Genomic DNA, 17,777 nt, shown 5'->3' on the forward strand with positions numbered 1-17,777 from the left:
AATTTTCAAATTGACCCATCCCAATTGTTACATTAATCCATTTCTTAACAAAAAGCTAAACGTATCATAAATAATTAACAATTCATCCTTCTTGCTACCCCAGTTATATTCCGTACATTTGCCGCTTCAAAATAATGATCCCTGTTTTCTTTAAAGGGTTCAAAATTTAAGCCCTGTACCATTTACAGGATAAAATATCCCCGCTTCCCGTGACCCTTTAATGGGACTCACAGCGGCGGAGCCGTGGAAAGGAGTTAAATAGCGATGAGCTATAAGCCTTAAGCAGTAGGCTTAGTACAAAATGCTATAAGCTTTATGCAGTAAGCAATAGGCTTTGTTAGTTCTTAAAATCAGTTATGAGAAAAATATTTTAATTGCTATATTAATTAAATATTAGCAATAAGTTAAATTTTACAAGAAACTAGAGCCTAAAGCGTATAGCCTACCGCTTAAAGCAAACAGCTAGATTCAGCAATAGGCTTAGTTAAAAGATGAATTCAAGTTCTTAACCATTATTTAGTCATTTTCGAAAAATTAAATAATTGCAATAGACCCAAACTTAACTATGCACAAAGCCTAGGACATATAGCGTATAACATAAAGCCTTAAAAAAAGCCTTCAGGATAGCGCTTAGAGCCTATAGCCTAAAACCAAAAAAAAAGTTCAATCCTTAATATAATTACAAAACCAAGCCTATAGCATATAGCCTATAGCCTAAAGCTTCAAACCCTATGCAAAACAACATTAAAATTGCCGTTATTGGTCTAGGCTACGTAGGCCTGCCCCTAGCCCGTTTATTAGCCACCAAATATGCCGTGGTAGGATTCGATATCAACGCCCCTAGAGTAGCTGCCCTAAATGCCGGCCATGATAGCACCTTGGAAGTTGAAGATGATGTATTGCAATCTGTGTTGTTACAAGAAAACCCAGTAAATGGGAGGCAAGCCGGTGGCGTTGCTACCGCTGCCCGTACCGGTTTATACTGCTCTGCTACCATGGCAGATATAGCGGACTGCAATTACTATATTGTGACTGTTCCTACTCCGGTAGACAAAAATAACCGCCCAGATCTTACGCCACTATATAAGAGTAGCGAGACTGTTGCCAAAGTATTAAAAGAAGGTGATATCGTTATTTACGAATCTACTGTATATCCTGGAGTAACCGAAGACGAGTGTGTGCCTGTGTTGGAAAAACACAGTGGTTTACAATTTAATACCGATTTCTTTGTTGGTTATTCCCCAGAACGTATTAATCCGGGAGATAAGGAGCATACTGTAGAAAAAATATTAAAGGTCACTGCCGGCTCTACTCCAGAAGTAGGAGAAAAAGTAAACAACCTATATAAATCTGTCATCACAGCAGGTACGCATTTGGCACCTACCATTAAAGTAGCAGAAGCTGCCAAGGTGATAGAAAACTCACAGCGCGATATCAACATCGCTTTTGTAAACGAATTGGCAAAAATCTTCAACAAAATGGAGATTGACACACAAGCTGTTTTGGAAGCTGCTGGTACCAAATGGAACTTCCTTCCTTTTAAACCGGGTTTGGTAGGCGGACACTGTATAGGAGTAGATCCTTACTACCTCGCTCAAAAAGCGCAAGAATTGGGGTACCACCCAGAAATCATTTTGGCAGGACGTCGTATGAACGACTCCATGGGCCCTTATGTAGCTTCGGAAGTAATCAAACTAATGTTGCAAAACGACATAAAAGTAAAAGCTGCCAAGGTATTGGTGCTAGGAATTACATTTAAAGAAAACTGTCCTGATGTTCGTAATACCAAGGTAGTAGATGTAGTGCGCGAACTGCAACAATACGGCACCGAAGTTACTATATACGACCCTTTAGCCAAACCAGAAGAAGTAATGCACGAGTACGGCTTAACCACCACTCAAGCAACACCTCAAGGAAATTATGATGCAGTGGTACTAACCGTAGCACATAAAGAATTCCTAGCATTAGACTTCGATGCCCTTAAAACAGAGAATGCAGTTGTTTATGATGTTAAGGGGATTTTAGGGGATAAAGCGAATAGTAAGCTATAGAAAAGCACGGATTTCACTGATTTAAAAAAAGATTACGCGGATTTTAATCGATTACACGGATTATGTCACCATTATTACACGAAGAACAAACCTATAAAATTATCGGGGCATGTATGAATGTACATAAAGCGCTAGGTAAAGGTTTTCTGGAATCGGTATATGAGGAGGCGTTGGAGAAAGAACTTGTAAAAGCAGAAATCCCTTATAAAAAACAACAACGATTACGCATCTCCTATAATGGAGAGTTATTGGATAAATACTTTATAGCCGATTTTCTATGTTTTGACAACATAATCGTAGAAATAAAAGCAACTGAATTTATTCATAAAAACATGGAGGCCCAGGTGATCAACTACCTTAAAGCAACCAATTCGGAAGTAGGATTACTGATCAATTTCGGTGAAGCCAGCCTTAAATGGAAGCGGTTTGTTAACACGACGACTTAATTCGCAACAACTCCGCGAAATCCGCGCGTAATCCGCGCAATCGAATACAAAACACTAATTAAATGATCTGGAAAAATATAGAGCAATTCAGTAAATTAAAAGGAAAAAAGGTATTGGTAACCGGTGGCGCAGGCTTCATAGGCTCAAACCTCTGCGAAACCCTCCTCTCCCTAAACGCCAAAGTAACCTGCCTTGACAACTTTGCAACCGGACACCGACATAATATAGAGCCGTTTTTAAAAAATGAGAACTTTTCCCTTATTGAAGGGGATATCCGAGAATTAGAGGATTGTCATAAGGCTTGTAAAGACCAAGACTTTGTATTGCACCAGGCTGCTTTAGGTTCTGTACCACGGTCTATTAACGACCCTATTACTACGAATGACGTTAATGTAAGTGGCTTTTTAAATATGTTGGTTGCGGCTAGGGATGCAGGCGTACAACGATTTGTATATGCGGCTAGTTCTTCTACGTACGGGGACTCTGAAGCATTACCTAAAGTCGAGGAAACTATTGGAAAACCTTTATCGCCTTATGCCATTACCAAATATGTAAACGAGTTGTATGCTGAGAACTTTTTTAGTACCTATGGATTAAATACGATTGGACTACGTTATTTCAACGTTTTTGGTAGACGCCAAGATCCTAACGGAGCCTATGCAGCGGTGATTCCGTTGTTTGTAAAGCAATTTATGAAGCACGAAAGCCCACTGATTAATGGCGATGGCACCTATTCGCGTGACTTCACTTATATAGACAACGTAGTGCAAATGAATCTCTTAGCTATCACCACTAAAAATAAGGATGCTCTAAACCAAGTCTATAATACGGCTGTAGGAGACCGCACCACTTTGGTGCAACTAACCGACTTGCTCAAAAATAATTTAAGTGCCTTTGATGCTGAAATAGCAAACGTAGAAATTAAACATGGCCCTAATCGTAAAGGAGACATCCCTCATTCATTGGCGTCTGTTAATAAGGCAAAAAAACTGTTAAACTATAAACCGAACCATACCATTGAAAAAGGCATTAAAGAAGCGGTAGAATGGTATTGGGAGAATTTGAAGTAATCGATTAAAATGGCAATATAAAAAGCTGTAAAGTTAATAAGAAGCTGGTTTGATGAAAAAACTAAAAAATCTATTTAAGGGTAAAGATGCAAAGGTTCTTCTACAGAACTTTTTATCATTATCTGCCTTACAGCTCGTAGGGATGATTCTTCCTTTAATTACTTTGCCCTATGTCCTAAGGGTATTAGGTTTTGAAAACTATGGCATTATTGTATTTGCAGCGTCCTTGATAACTTATTTTTCGGCTTTCACTGATTTTAGTTTTAAATATACAGCAACTAGGGATGTGGCTGTTTTTAGGGATAGCCCAAAAAAAATTAATATTATTTATAGTAAGGTAATCGCCATAAAAACAATCTTTCTTCTACTATCTTTTCTCATTATTACAGTTATTGTTTATAGCTACGAGCCCTTCTATCAGAATAGGTTGATTTACTTTTTAACTATGCCCATGCTATTAGGACAGGCACTCTTTCCTGACTGGTTTTTTCAAGGGATTGAAAAAATGAAGTACATAACCTTTTTAAATATTGGGATTAAACTGTTTTTTACGTTATGTCTTTTTCTTTTTATCAAAGAAAAATCTGACTATTGGATATATCCCTTATTACAAAGCGCTGGATTTATATGTGCAGGAATTGTTGGACAGTTTATTTTGGTTAGGAAGTACAATTTAAGGTTGATTTGGTTAAGACCAGTGATGATTAAAAACACAATTCTATCCAACACTCCTATATTTATAAATCAGTTTATTCCCACCTTATATAACAATACCAGTACATTTTTGTTAGGTATATTGACCAATAATACTTTGGTCGGTATTTACGAAGCTATTAAAACCATAGTCAATTTATGTGTTACTATTATTGAGATTCTATCCAGAGTTTTCTTTCCATTTCTAAATAGAAAGAAACAAGCATTTGCAAAGTATAAAAAAATGATGCTAAGAGTGTCTATTTTCATAACGTTAGGTTGCTTACTGTCCTATAAACTAGTTTTTTGGTATTTAAATATATATCATATAAATGCTTTTTTTGTTTTAGCCATTTTAACTTTTGGACTTATCGGATATACTCTTTATAATATATTTGGGATAAATTACTTTATAATTAAAAGACAAGATAAACTAGTGATGAATAATACTATTAAAGCCTCTATTATAAGCTTTATTCTAGCTATCCCTTTAATTTGTTATTTCGGAATAATTGGTGCTGCTATTAATTTAACACTAGCTCGATGGATGATGGGCGCAGGTTTGCTTTATAAATATAGAAAGGAGTTAAATAAAAATAATTCATGATAAGAAAACTCATTGCTTTTGCCTATAAGGAAGTATTCTATTCAAAAAGGATAGCTTTACTAAACATTTTAAAAAAAAGAGATTTTTCGAATATTGAGGAGAATCAAAAATATCAAATGAATAAGCTATCTTCTGTTTTAGATGTTGCTTTTTCTAACATTGAATATTACAAAAAGTTTAAATTTAATACGACGGATTTTTCCTATTCAGATTTTAAAAAAATTCCTATTTTAACAAAAGAAATTATTAGGACTCAAACAGATAATTTAATTAATCCTAGTTTTGCAAAATTAATTGAGATAAGTAAAAATAGCTCTGGAGGCTCTACAGGGGAACCTGTAACCTTTTTCCAGACAAAAGATCAAAAACAACATGGGATTGTAAATTACTTTTTGGCATTAAATTCAAACGCGGTAAACATTAATGATAGGTCTGTTTATTTATGGGGTGCTTTGCAAGATATGCATAATACGGATACAGTATTCAATATAAGATCCATACTACATAATAACACCACTTTAAACACTTTTGTTTTAAGTGATAATATAATGAAAACATATATTCGCCGTCTTAACAAGATTAAACCAAAATTTATTAAAGCATACGTCCATTCAATTTATGATTTATCTAAGTTTATAAACAAGAATAATATCAAAATTAATTTTAAGCCAGTAATACAGTGTACAACAGGTCCATTATATCCTGAAATGAGGGCAGAAATAGAAAAGGCTTTTAATCAAGCACATCTATTTAATTTCTATGGTTCACGAGAAGTATCCGCAATAGCCACTGAAATAACAGGTAATTCTGATATGCATATTTTATACGACAATGTGTTAATAGAAGTTTTGGATGAGAAGGGGGAGTCCGTAAAAAAGGGAGAAGAGGGGGAAATAGTTGTAACTACCCTTAATAATTTCTATATGCCTCTCATACGTTACAAGATTGGAGATCGTGCAGTGAAAGGAGATAACTTAGAGTTTGGTACTTTAAAACTCAAATCTGTAGTAGGTAGAACTTTAGGTGTTATTCATAGAAATGATGGTTCAAAAATTGACGGGCAATTTTTCACAACTTTATTTTTCAATAAAAAAGGGATAAAGAGTTTTCAATTGATTCAAAAAACGATTTCCAAATTAGAGTTGAAAATTATAAAAACTGAAAGCTTTAAAAAAGAAGAGCTAAATACAATTTTACTTAGAATTGAAAAGGAGCTTCCCGATGTTGAAATTGATGTGACTTATTGTGATAAAATAAATTTGACTAGTACAGGAAAAATAATGTATGTGTATTCAAGATTATGATTTTATAAATAATAGAATTTTGTAGTTAAAAGATATTCTTCTTTATGTCATAATAATCAACCTCGAACTCTAGTAATCTCTTATAAATACGTGTCTGGAATCTATGATTCTTGACTTGGCACTGGGATTCAGAATTAATTTGGCATCAAGGGAAGTTTAACCCACAGGAATGGCTTGTGGAAAATTTACTAATGGAATTATAAAATATTTTATTTGAAAGATTATCAATTAGGCTTGTCGAGTATTTTCGTAATTTTTATTATGATCTTGGCTTTAATAGTAGGAAACTCTTCTGCTGTACTTATATTTTCAACTTTATTTTATCTCATAGGTAATATTTCCTGTTTTTCGATAGAAAAATCGAGTAGAAGGGAAGGAATAACTTTATTCAATTACGTCTTTTCTTGCCTGATTTTATTTGCAATTATACATTATCTAGATATATTAGTTAATTATAACGATTTTGCTGTTGATTGGAATGATGAATATAAATTTTGGCTACTATCGGAAGAGCTTTCTAGTTCTACCAGTGCTCATCAAGTATTTATTAGTTGTTTTTCTAGTGGAATCTTCCAGGATGTATCAGGTTATTTATTATATATAGGATCATTATCATACATTGCTCAAAATTATTTCGACGGCAATAATCTTTTACTTCAATTCATTGGAACAACTTTTTTTGGAGGGATGTCTTCTATATTATTATATAAGATCTTCTTGCTTTATTTCCCTAGTAAGGTCGCTTTTAAACATGTCTTTCAATTTTCTTTATTATCAATAATCTTTGCATATTCATTTGTTTTATTACGAGATATTGTCATAGTTTTTTTTTATTTATGGGTATTTTATATACTTCTTATAAAATTCAAAATCCGCAATGTATTAAAGATTCTGTTAATTACGCTAATTGTCTGGCAATTCCGAGCGGGACATGCACTTTTTTTACTAATTTTCTTGGTTTACTATCTTTATAACACATTTAAAAAAAATAAAATTATTTTGTGGTTATCTATTCTTCTTGTTACAGTGGTTGCTTTTTTAACTTTAAACCAAGCTTTCATTTCAGCCAGCTCCACTATTGATAGATATGGAGAAAGAGGTGAGGCTAGTGCCTTGGAAATTAGTGATTCTGTCGGAAAGAGTTTATATAGTCTTCCTTCTCCTATTCAGGAGTTAACATTTTTTCTATACGCACATATAAAACCTTTTCCTTCTTGGAATTCCTTAAGTAATTCGAAAGGTATTTATTCAGGAATCGTTAATACTTTGCCAATTATATATTCTCTATACTGGTTTATAATTGTTTTTTCTCTTTCAAAAATGTTTATAACTTATAAGATATATCAATTTATTCCAAAAAATTTAATTTTCCTTTTAATATTATGTGTTGTATTTGTATTTCTTGTTTCACTTGGAGCATCGGATATAAGAAGAATGATGAATGTTTATCCGATTTACTTTCTTGTTTACGCGGTTGGCTGTAGTAAGATTACGCATTCTAAGAAAATAAAATCAAAATTTGAGGCAATCACCTCTTATTTATTATTGATTTTAGTTTATTTAATTATAAAGGCATAAAATAAATGAAGAAAGTACTATGTGTAATAGATAGTTTGGGTTCGGGCGGAGCACAAAAGCAATTAGTGGAATTAGCTAAAGGATTTAAAGAGAAAGGGTATAGTGTTTCATTTTTAACATATTATAATGATAATTTTTATAAAAAGGAATTGGATAAGCACAATATTTCAATAAGAACTATTATTGAACCAAATTATGTAAATCGATTATTTAAAATGAGAGCAGCAATAAGACAAGAAAAGCCGGACTCAGTTCTATCATTCTTATCAGCAGCTAGCTTTATTGCTACTGTATCGGGTTTTCCTTCCAGAAAATGGAAGTTAGTAGTTGGGGAACGAAGTGCGAACCCAAATATATTAAAGTCATTTAAATTACGCTTTTATAGATGGCTCCACTTATTTGCTGATTATGTAGCAGCTAACTCTCAAGCCAATATAGATATAGTTAAAAAAGTAAACCCTTTACTTCCTGATAAAAAATGTAAGGTAATTTATAACGCTGTTAAAATTCAAAATAAATACAATTTAACAACTATAAATGACAAGTATAGATTAGTTATTGGCGCTAGTCATAGAAGATTAAAAAATCTTGATGGGTTAATTGAAGCAGTTAATCTTTTACCTTTAGTAAATAAGAAGAATTTAATAATTGACTGGTATGGAGAGAAGAACCTAGATGATTCTTATTCCTTAGGGGTAGATAAAATTAAATCGTATAAACTTTCTCAGCTATTTAATTTTCACGAGCCCACAACAGATTTAATGAATGAGATAAAGCATTCAAGTGCTATAGGTTTATTTAGTATTTATGAAGGATTTCCAAATTTTATTTGTGAAGGAATGGCTTTGGGGAAACCAATAATTTGTTCACCAGTCTCAGACCTTCCAGTACTATTAAAGGATAATATCAATGCATTTTTCTTCGACCCGAACGATCCACAATCTATTGCAGAAAGTATTGTTAAACTTATGGATATGGACGAAGGTGATATAATCAAAATGTGTGATAATAATCAAGCTATTGTAGAAGAATACTTTGATAGGGATCGTATTGTTAATGATTACTTAACTTTGCTTAGTTAAAATGAGAAGTAATTGTGGAAAAGTATTAGTGCTCGGTTATTTTGGTTATAAAAATAACCAATTAGATGGCCAGACAGTAAAAACTAGAAATATATTTACTTTGATTAAAAGTAAAGAAGGAGTTTTTTTTAAAAAAGTATCCTTTTTCGATACACAAAAATTTCAAATAAGCAAAATAAATTTATTAAAAGCATTCAAAGCTATTTCTAAATCTAATCTATTATATTATTTACCTGCTCATAATAATCTAAAGTATCTTTTTCCTTTTATATTTATTTACTGTAAGCTTTTTAGGGTTAAAATACATTATATAGTAGTGGGGGGTTGGTTGACAGAATATTTAAAAAATAAACCTTTACATAGGTGGATGCTAGCTAAAGTAAATGGTATTTACCCTCAAACTATTGAATTAACTAAAAACTTAAAACAAGATTATAATTTTGAAAATGTTCACCAGCTGCATAACTTTAGAATCGTTGAAACAAATACTATTATTCCTAATAAATCGGAAAGAATAAGACTTGTCTTTATGGCAAGAGTTCACCCCTTAAAAGGTATAGACACAATTTTTAAAGTAGCTGAAGAACTCATCAAAAAAGAAATTAAAAATGTAGAGATAGATATTTATGGACCTATATTTTATGATTATAAAAATGATTTTAAATTACATTTAAATAAAAATAGCTTGGTTAGCTATAAGGGAGTATTACAGCCAAATGAGATTTATTGCACCCTTGTAAAGTATAATTTAATGCTGTTCCCTACTCAATTCTTTACGGAGGGTTTCCCTGGCTCCATTCTTGATTCTTATATAGCAAAAGTACCCGTTATAGCCACAAAATGGAAGTACGCCGATGAGTTTATTGAGAATGGATCATCTGGTATAATAGTAGATTTTGGTAGTGATGATATGTTTATATCAGAAACCATAAAACTGATTCAATCACCTAGTATTCTTAAAGAGCTTAAAACTGGCGCAGCCAACCAGGCAGAAAATTATAGCCCTGAAAGAGCATGGGAAATATTAAAGAATCAATTAAATATATAAGTGGATGTGCTAACTTAGCCTGCACTACGAGTTAAGTACAAAATCTTAATTTTGGACTATGACACAAAAAAGAAAAACCTATGACACAGCCTTTAAACGCCAAGCTGTAGCGTTAAGTAAAGGGAGAAAGAACCTTTCAGAACTAGCTAGAGAGCTTGGTATAAAGCCGTATCTTTTATATAGTTGGCGCAAGGAATTCAAAGAATTTGGCGAGGGTAGTTTTCCAGGTAATGGCAACTTAAAGCTATCCCCAGAGCAAGAAAGAATCCATGAATTAGAGAAAAAGTTACGTGATGTTGAGTTAGAACATGAGGTATTAAAAAAAGCGGTAGCCATTTTCTCCAAGACCGATCGTTGATATATGCATTCATAAAAAACAATGAGGGTATATTTCCGATTGATAAAATGTGCAAAGTCCTAGCTATAGGACTACGGAGCTATTACAGGTGGAAGCGGTCTTCTACTAGTAAAAGAGAGTTGAAAAAAGAGATGTTTAAAAAGTTGATAACCGAAGTGTATTTCGAGTTTAAACAGCGATATGGCAGTCCTAGGATCACTGTGGAGCTACACAGTAGAGGGTATAAGATATCGCGAATTACTGTAGCTAAATATATGTGAGAGATGGGGCTGCGTAGTAAGCTAGCTAAGAAGTTTAAAGCGACCACAGACTCTAAGCACAACTACCAAGTGGTAGAAAACGTTTTAGATCGTGAGTTTGAGCCAAATAAACCTTCCCAAGCTTGGGTATCCGATATCACTTACATCTCTGTAAAAGAAGGCTTTTTATTTCTGACAACAGTAATTGACCTGTATGATAGAAAACTCATAGGCTGGAGCTTGAGTAAAAGCATGGCTACCAACCTAACAACATTACCTGCTTGGCGAATGGCTATTAAAAACCGTAAGATTGCCGAAGGCCTTATTTTTCATTCTGATCAAGGAATTCAATACGCTAATAGAGCATTTGCCAATACACTGGAATCTTACAAAGTAGTAAGAAGCATGAGTAGAACAGGTAACTGTTGGGATAACTCAGTGGCAGAAAGCTTTTTTAAATCGCTTAAAACGGAACTGATTTACGGGAACACCCTGTTAACTAGAGAGGAGATGGAAAGAGAAATCTTTGAATATATTGAGTTGTGGTATAATAAAAAAAGACGACACTCCTACTTGAACTATATGACCATTGAAGAATTTAATAACAGAAAAATTAATTACGAATATGCTGCTTAACTTATAGGGCAACTTTCGTTTGCATATCCACTTTTTTACTACCAATTCGCTTTGCGAATGAATTATTATAATAAAATGAATATGAATAAACCATTAATATCGGTAGTCACACCAGTTCATAATTCCGAGAAATTTATTTTAGAAACCATAAAATCTGTTCAGAATCAAACCTATGAAAATTGGGAGTTAATTTTAATCGATGATTGTTCAAAAGATAATTCAGTTAATATAATCAAGGAATATATAAAAAATAATGAACGTATAAACTTAATAATTAACGAAAAAAATTCAGGAGCTGCGATTTCTAGAAATAAAGGAATTAAAGCTGCTAAAGGTGAATTCCTTACTTTTATCGATGCAGATGATATATGGTATCCAAAATTCATAGAGAACTCATTAAATTTTTGTTTATCTAAAAATTACGAGTTTGTATTTTCTTCATACAAAAGATTTGATGAAGATCTTAACCCTTTGATTGCAGATTTTATAGTTCCTGAAAAAGTTAATTACAAGCAACTTTTAAACGCTTGCCCAATTCCTTGTTTAACAGCATTTATAGATATTAGAAGGATTGGTAAAATGTATATGCCTATTATGAATAAACGACAAGATTGGGGTTTGTGGCTCTCGATTTTAAAAGAGGTTGATTTTGCCTATGGTCTGCCTGAGCCATTAGCGATATATCGAATGCGTAAAAATTCTATTTCTAGAAATAAATTAAATTTAATTCCCTACGTATGGAAGCTTTATAGAGATGTTGAAAAATTAAGTATACTCCGTTCTTCATATTTACTCTGTCGTTGGGCCTTAATTAGCTTTAAAAAATATTACATCAATATTTGATAGATCCCAAAAAAACACATTCAAACACCTCAATTGAAGCTTTACTGAGATTTCTAGCAAAATATTGATTTGCTAATTATTCCCAAAGCCTTAAATAGGGAATATTCCTTAAGATTTAAAAAATGTATACTTGTTAATCGGTAATATATTCATGAGGAATCAATAAAACATAATTTAATAATATTTACCAAATGAAAAAAGTTATTCTATTAGGTCTAAATGAGATTAATTTTACTTATATTAAGTATTATGCATCTGAAGGTTATTTAGAAAATTTTAAAAACCTCTTCGATAAGTATGGATATAGTGAAACTGCCTCTGAAGATCAATATCAATTACTTGAACCTTGGATACAATGGGTGACTGTGAGTACCGGTAAAACTTACGAAGAGCATCAAGTATTTAGGCTGGGTGATATGGTGTCTCGCCATGATTTACCGCAGATTTTTGAGCAAATTGAAAATAATGGCTACTCTGTTGGTGCAGTTAGCCCTTTTAATGTTGAAAATCGGTTAAAAAAACCTTCGTTCTTTGCCCCTGATCCATGGACTCAAACTAAAGCAGTTGGGAACAAAACTTTTACAGAACTTAGCGATGCAGTATCCCAGGCAGTAAATGATAATGCTAACGGTAAACTGACTGTAAAAAGCATAAAAGCATTAATAAAAGGGTTAGCAAAATACACTTCCACAACGGACTATAAGTGGTATATGGGAAAACTTGCCAAAATAAAATCAGAGACTGGCGTAAAAGCGATTATTCTAGACAAATTGTTAGCCGATGCCTTCCTATATGAATGGAAAAAAAGTCAGCCAGATTTTTCTAATTTATTTTTAAATTCCGGGGCTCATTTTCAACACCATTATATGTTTAATTCTCGCGCATATAAAGGAGATTTAAAAAACCCAGAATGGTATTGTCCACAAGGTCAAGATCCATTATTTGAAATATTAAAAGTTTATGACGAAATATTAGGTCGGTTATTAAAATTAGATGTACGTTTAGTGATAGGTACTGGACTTCACCAACGACCACATAAACATCTAACGTATTACTGGCGATTAAAAGAACATGCAGATTTCCTAAAGTTAATTGGAGTAAACAATTACACTAAGGTAATACCTAGAATGTCTAGAGATTTCCTTATTGAATTTTCTTCAGAAAGCAACGCGTTAGAAGCAGAGAAATTGTTAGAGACCTACATAGCAAGTTCAGATAGTAAACCTATTTTTAATATCGATAACAGAGGTACAAGTCTTTTTATAGAGCTCGTATACCCCAAGGATATTGATGAAAACTTCGCTATAGAAGGAAAAACAAAAGTGGATAATTTTAAAAAATACGTTGCATTTGTTGCAATTAAAAATGGGGAGCATAATGGAGTAGGATACGTTGTGGATACAGGAAACAAAGTTCCTAAATCTCGTTTTCCTTTAAAAAATTTATATAATTACTTATTGGAGGATTTTAAAGAGGTTAAATCACCAATCGTTCATTAAAACATGTTATATACACTTAAAACTGGCGTGGGGAGGTCAAAAATGCAAACTTATTGAATTAAGATATATTATTAACTAGAATTATCATCTATACTATCAGCTCATACACCTCCCCACCCAATCCAATCTCGTTCAGTGACTGTGTTGTAAGCTTCAAAATTGAATATCAATCGAAATCAACTATAACCGTTAAAGCTTGTTACATCATTAGAAAACCCCTAAATTTCCGCTTTTAATTTGCAGGTCGTAAAGCCTCTGCTATTCTTATAAAAATTATAATGATTAAAAATTTATTCCTCCTAGGGCTGCTTCCCTTTTTGTTTCAATCCTGTGCCACCAATAAGGAAATCCTATACTTTCAAGATGCCCAGGAACAAGGAGAACAAAACATAACATATGTACCTCCGAGTATTCAACCCAACGATATTTTAGACATCAAGGTTTCGGCCCTAGTGCCAGAAACTGCTCTTCCATATAATGTACAGATTACTGGGACTATAACCGCTAATAATATAGAGCTTTTAAAACTTCAAGGCTACTTGGTTTCTACCGAAGGTACTTTGGTATTTCCGGTTTTGGGAAAACTTTCCGTGGCCAATAAAACGACAGCTACCTTGGAACAGGAATTAGAACAGTTGTTAGAAAACGGTGGCCATTTATTACAACCTAAGGTCAGTGTGCGTTTGTTGAATGCGAAGGTGACAGTCTTGGGAGAGGTACAACGTCCAGGGACTTACAGTTTTACAGAGCAACAAATAAGCCTACCACAAGCCTTGGGGTATGCCGGAGATTTGACCATCAATGGGAAACGTAAAAATGTAATGTTGATTCGTGAAGAAAACGGCCAACGAACCGTTACCCATATAGATTTAACTACTACGGATTGGTTTAACAGCCCTTACTACTATATAAAACCCAACGATTTTATTGTGGTAAACCCTAACGGACCTAAAGTGAAAAGCGCTGGTTTTGTAGGAAGTACAGGAACCCTTGTTTCTGTTTTGTCTCTATTGTTAACCTCCCTTGTTTTAATTACCAAATAAGATGAACGATACTCCCCATAACCTACAACAGTTTGAAGAGGAAGAGTCTTTAAACCTAAAAGAAATTCTATTAAAATATTTGGCCTATTGGCCCTGGTTTTTGGCCGCTACCCTACTCAGCTTATGGTTGGGGGTGGTGTATTTAAAATATGCCCCAGTGACCTATAATTCCGTTGCTAAAATAAAGATCATAGACGAGTCCAAGGAAATGAACATTGCTGCAGATGCCCTTTCCTTGTTGGGAGGAAAATCGCAGGTAAATTTAAACAATGAGGTAGAGGTCATAAAATCGTACCGTTTGTTGAATCAGGTCATGTCCGAATTGCAATTAGATGTGGCTTATTATGAAAAGGGAACTATCAAAACAACCGAGATTTGGAATCCTCCCTTTACCCTAACTAAATCAATAGTTACCGCAGATATAACTGAGCCTTTAACATATATGATTACAATAGGCACAGCCAATTTTAAAGTAACTGAAGAAGAGGGAGAAAGCTTTACGCTACCGTTCAAGCCAGGTGAATCGCCTACAGTTGGACTTCCTTTTAGCCTCCAGCTTAACGATCAGTCTGCCTTGACAGAAAACCAAAACAAAACCTATAAGGTAGTCTTGTTGCCCCAAAAAGAAGCGGTTATGAAATTGGTAAAAGACTTACAAGTACAGTCCACCAATAAAGATAGTGACATCCTTTCCCTATCATTGATAGGAGAAAGCGTTGCCAAATCGGAGGCCATTATCAATACCACCATCGAAAAATTTAATAGAGATGGTATTTTGGACCGTCAAATGGTGGCTCAACGTACCCTAGATTTTATTGACGATCGGTTTATGTTTTTGTCCCAGGAGCTAGATTCTATTGAGGGTAATAAAAAAGATTTTAAACAAAAGAACAACCTCTCCTTTATTGAAGCTGATGCAGAAGTTAACATAAAGAAGAAATCTATTTCGGAAGAGCAGGTCTTTAAACTAGAGACTCAAATAGCCTTATCTAAATTGTTAAAGGAAACCATGGGGAGTCAAACAGACTACCAACTCTTACCGGCAGATATTGGTTTGGACAATAATAGCATCAATAGTTTGGTACAAGACTACAACCAGGTGGTTTTGGAGCGTGAAAAGTTGAAAGCCAGCGCGGGCGCCAATAACCCTACCGTCATGGTACTTACCGGGCAATTGGATAGAACCAAAGAGAATATTTCCCAGACCATTAAAGGCTACCAACAGCAATTAGGGGTTTCCTTAAAACAATTGCAACAACAGCAAAATTTGGCAGGGAGCCAGTTTTCGAAACTGCCGGAAAAAGAACAGTTGTTACGGGCTATTGAACGTCAACAAAGTATTAAGGAAAACCTGTTCCTAATCTTATTGCAAAAACGCGAAGAGGCAGCTATTAGCCTGGCCGTAACTACCCCTTCTTTAAAAGTGGTAGATTATGCCTTAACCAGCAATATCCCGGTCGCTCCTAAAAAGTTGGTTATTTTAGCAGGATCTTTACTACTAGGGTTATTAATTCCATTTGGGGTTATCTATATCATCTTTTTATTGGATACTAAAATTCACGACAGGGTGGCTATAGAACGAGCCAATCCAGAGATCCCCATTCTCGCAGAAATTCCATTTATAGAAGAAGATAAAAGTTTTATGGATGCTGATGATCGTTCTATCTTAGCAGAATCCTTCCGTATTCTAAGTACCAACGTCAATTATATGCTTCCTAAAAAGGAAAAAGGCGAAGGACAGGTGATCTATGTATCTTCTACCATAAAAGGGGAAGGGAAAACCTTGGTGGCCCTAAACCTTTCCTTAGCATACTCGAGTATTAAAAAGAAGGTATTGTTAGTAGGGGGGGATTTACGGAATCCGCAGTTGCACAATTATTTTGATATCGATAAAAATGTTCAGGGACTGGCAGATTACCTGCATAACCCAGAACTGAATTGGAAGGACAGCATTCACGAGGGCTATAACAAAATTCCTTACCATAAGGTATGTTTCTCGGGTAGCATCCCTCCTAATGCCCCACAACTATTGTCGGGTGAGGGGTTTGAGAAATTTATCAATGCCGCCAAAAAAGAATTTGATTATGTGATCGTAGATACCGCCCCTACCATTTTGGTAACCGATACCCTACTGATCTCACAATATGCAGATGCCACCCTTTTTGTGACCAGGGCCGGCTATACCGACAAACGTTTGTTGGAGTTCTCCAAAGACCTGAACAAAAACAAAAAACTTCCTAATATGGCCTACGTCCTTAACGATGTAAGACTCGGCAAAGGCAAGGGCTATGGATATGGGTATAATTATGGGTATGGGTATGGGTATAGTGAGGAGCAACAGGTCGCTCCTTGGTATAAGCGTATTTTAAAAAGAAGTTAGGTTTTTTCTTCTTCTTTTTCCTCTTAACTTTTAAGCGCTCTATGAATGACTTTTTGTTGTTTATAGAGCGTTTTTTGGTTTTTATCTTAGATCATTATCTCCATATACTTCTTGGTTCTCTCCTATTCATTCTCACATTTACATCTCCCCTCGCGATCCTCCCCCCACATCCTCCTCTTCCTCTTCCTTTCTACCACATTGAAACACATATAATCATATTTTAACAGTCTTTTTCTTTATTAAATTATGTTATTTTCTTATTTCATTGAGGTGTACTAAAATTATTTAACTTACCCAAGGATTTAGAAATATGAGGCGTTTTTCTTTTGAAGGACAGTTCTTGATAGCCTAAGCATTCCGCTTTCTGTTCTTTTTTGCATCGCCCAGGACCGAGAGACAAAGGTACGGTGTACCTTTGGAATAAGGAGCCAGCTGTAGCGTTGGCCTAACTTGCGAAATGATTCATTCAAAGGAATTTTTATTGCTCAGCACCTAAATTTTAGGAACTCGCTGTTGAAATACAGTTAAAATTAAAATACCTATAGCTCAGACAGCCTAAAATTTTACGGTACTTTCCCTTCAAATTTTACGATAAATTTTCGATAGGCCGGAATCTTTTGTTTATAACCATTCTGGATGCAAGCTGCCTTTTATTGAAATTAGAGAACCTATAAAACGACAAAAGAGTCCATCCTCTTCGATTATATCTTGACCTTTTGTTTGGGTTTTAAAATTTAATTGTGCGGATTCCCCCTTTCAAGGGGGCTAGGGGGATGTTGGGATGATACAATAGGCAATCTGTTTCATGAAAAGCTATAGAGTTTCATAAAAATTGAATCTGTAGTTTTTTCTGTTTACTGGTTACCGGTTACTGATTACTCTTTTTAGCTCCGCTTGCTT

The 17,777-nt window shown here is 34.3% G+C and carries 15 protein-coding genes; all 15 read left to right on the top strand.

The window, feature by feature from the left end:
- Positions 1-731: 731 nt before the first annotated feature.
- The 15 genes from HCG49_RS01425 (at position 732) to HCG49_RS01485 (ending at position 16,877) form a co-directional block, all read left to right on the top strand.
- Positions 732-2,051, top strand: coding sequence for a nucleotide sugar dehydrogenase (locus tag HCG49_RS01425; RefSeq protein WP_168467781.1), 1,320 nt, complete (start codon positions 732-734; stop codon positions 2,049-2,051).
- A 62-nt stretch (positions 2,052-2,113) separates the two neighbouring features.
- Positions 2,114-2,497, top strand: a complete 384-nt coding sequence (locus tag HCG49_RS01430; RefSeq protein WP_168467782.1) for a GxxExxY protein — start codon at positions 2,114-2,116, stop codon at positions 2,495-2,497.
- 62 nt (positions 2,498-2,559) lie between these two features.
- Positions 2,560-3,567 (top strand): SDR family oxidoreductase, encoded by a 1,008-nt coding sequence (locus HCG49_RS01435; protein ID WP_168467783.1) that lies wholly within the window; start codon positions 2,560-2,562, stop codon positions 3,565-3,567.
- Positions 3,568-3,619: 52 nt separating this feature from the next.
- A complete protein-coding gene (locus HCG49_RS01440) occupies positions 3,620-4,867 on the top strand; it encodes an oligosaccharide flippase family protein (protein WP_168467784.1) in 1,248 nt (415 codons plus the stop codon).
- Positions 4,864-6,171, top strand: coding sequence for a phenylacetate--CoA ligase family protein (locus HCG49_RS01445; protein WP_168467785.1), 1,308 nt, complete (start codon positions 4,864-4,866; stop codon positions 6,169-6,171). Before HCG49_RS01440 ends, HCG49_RS01445 begins: the two co-directional genes overlap by 4 nt.
- A 213-nt stretch (positions 6,172-6,384) precedes the next feature.
- On the top strand, positions 6,385-7,749 hold the full coding sequence (locus HCG49_RS01450; protein WP_168467786.1) for a hypothetical protein: 1,365 nt from the start codon (positions 6,385-6,387) through the stop codon (positions 7,747-7,749).
- Positions 7,750-7,754: 5 nt separating this feature from the next.
- Positions 7,755-8,831 carry a glycosyltransferase gene (locus HCG49_RS01455; RefSeq protein WP_168467787.1) on the top strand — a complete coding sequence of 359 codons (1,077 nt, stop codon included), beginning with the start codon at positions 7,755-7,757 and terminating at the stop codon, positions 8,829-8,831.
- Position 8,832: 1 nt separating this feature from the next.
- The gene (locus tag HCG49_RS01460) at positions 8,833-9,879 is read left to right on the top strand and encodes a glycosyltransferase (protein WP_168467788.1); all 1,047 of its coding nucleotides are present in this window, start codon (positions 8,833-8,835) and stop codon (positions 9,877-9,879) included.
- A gap of 58 nt (positions 9,880-9,937) precedes the next feature.
- A complete protein-coding gene (locus tag HCG49_RS18500; RefSeq protein ID WP_240938605.1) occupies positions 9,938-10,237 on the top strand; it encodes a transposase in 300 nt (99 codons plus the stop codon).
- Positions 10,238-10,368: 131 nt separating this feature from the next.
- A complete protein-coding gene (locus tag HCG49_RS18505; protein ID WP_240938606.1) occupies positions 10,369-10,497 on the top strand; it encodes an IS3 family transposase in 129 nt (42 codons plus the stop codon).
- A gap of 3 nt (positions 10,498-10,500) precedes the next feature.
- Positions 10,501-11,112 (top strand): IS3 family transposase, encoded by a 612-nt coding sequence (locus tag HCG49_RS18510; protein ID WP_240938607.1) that lies wholly within the window; start codon positions 10,501-10,503, stop codon positions 11,110-11,112.
- 81 nt (positions 11,113-11,193) lie between these two features.
- On the top strand, positions 11,194-11,955 hold the full coding sequence (locus tag HCG49_RS01470; RefSeq protein ID WP_168467789.1) for a glycosyltransferase family 2 protein: 762 nt from the start codon (positions 11,194-11,196) through the stop codon (positions 11,953-11,955).
- A 191-nt stretch (positions 11,956-12,146) separates the two neighbouring features.
- The gene (locus HCG49_RS01475; RefSeq protein ID WP_168467790.1) at positions 12,147-13,454 is read left to right on the top strand and encodes a hypothetical protein; all 1,308 of its coding nucleotides are present in this window, start codon (positions 12,147-12,149) and stop codon (positions 13,452-13,454) included.
- 278 nt (positions 13,455-13,732) lie between these two features.
- Positions 13,733-14,497, top strand: a complete 765-nt coding sequence (locus HCG49_RS01480) for a polysaccharide biosynthesis/export family protein (protein WP_168467791.1) — start codon at positions 13,733-13,735, stop codon at positions 14,495-14,497.
- A gap of 1 nt (position 14,498) precedes the next feature.
- Entirely contained in the window at positions 14,499-16,877 is a 2,379-nt protein-coding gene (locus HCG49_RS01485) for a GumC family protein (RefSeq protein WP_168467792.1), read from the top strand.
- Positions 16,878-17,777: the final 900 nt, after the last annotated feature.

The organism is Arenibacter sp. 6A1 (assembly GCF_012272855.1).
Taxonomy (GTDB): domain Bacteria; phylum Bacteroidota; class Bacteroidia; order Flavobacteriales; family Flavobacteriaceae; genus Arenibacter.

Coding starts and splice junctions, on each gene's coding strand:
- HCG49_RS01425 (WP_168467781.1), top strand. CDS start 732: ATGCAAAACAACATTAAAATTGCCGTTATTGGTCTAGGCTACGTAGGC.
- HCG49_RS01430 (WP_168467782.1), top strand. CDS start 2,114: ATGTCACCATTATTACACGAAGAACAAACCTATAAAATTATCGGGGCA.
- HCG49_RS01435 (WP_168467783.1), top strand. CDS start 2,560: ATGATCTGGAAAAATATAGAGCAATTCAGTAAATTAAAAGGAAAAAAG.
- HCG49_RS01440 (WP_168467784.1), top strand. CDS start 3,620: ATGAAAAAACTAAAAAATCTATTTAAGGGTAAAGATGCAAAGGTTCTT.
- HCG49_RS01445 (WP_168467785.1), top strand. CDS start 4,864: ATGATAAGAAAACTCATTGCTTTTGCCTATAAGGAAGTATTCTATTCA.
- HCG49_RS01455 (WP_168467787.1), top strand. CDS start 7,755: ATGAAGAAAGTACTATGTGTAATAGATAGTTTGGGTTCGGGCGGAGCA.
- HCG49_RS01460 (WP_168467788.1), top strand. CDS start 8,833: ATGAGAAGTAATTGTGGAAAAGTATTAGTGCTCGGTTATTTTGGTTAT.
- HCG49_RS18500 (WP_240938605.1), top strand. CDS start 9,938: ATGACACAAAAAAGAAAAACCTATGACACAGCCTTTAAACGCCAAGCT.
- HCG49_RS18505 (WP_240938606.1), top strand. CDS start 10,369: ATGTTTAAAAAGTTGATAACCGAAGTGTATTTCGAGTTTAAACAGCGA.
- HCG49_RS18510 (WP_240938607.1), top strand. CDS start 10,501: ATGGGGCTGCGTAGTAAGCTAGCTAAGAAGTTTAAAGCGACCACAGAC.
- HCG49_RS01470 (WP_168467789.1), top strand. CDS start 11,194: ATGAATAAACCATTAATATCGGTAGTCACACCAGTTCATAATTCCGAG.
- HCG49_RS01475 (WP_168467790.1), top strand. CDS start 12,147: ATGAAAAAAGTTATTCTATTAGGTCTAAATGAGATTAATTTTACTTAT.
- HCG49_RS01480 (WP_168467791.1), top strand. CDS start 13,733: ATGATTAAAAATTTATTCCTCCTAGGGCTGCTTCCCTTTTTGTTTCAA.
- HCG49_RS01485 (WP_168467792.1), top strand. CDS start 14,499: ATGAACGATACTCCCCATAACCTACAACAGTTTGAAGAGGAAGAGTCT.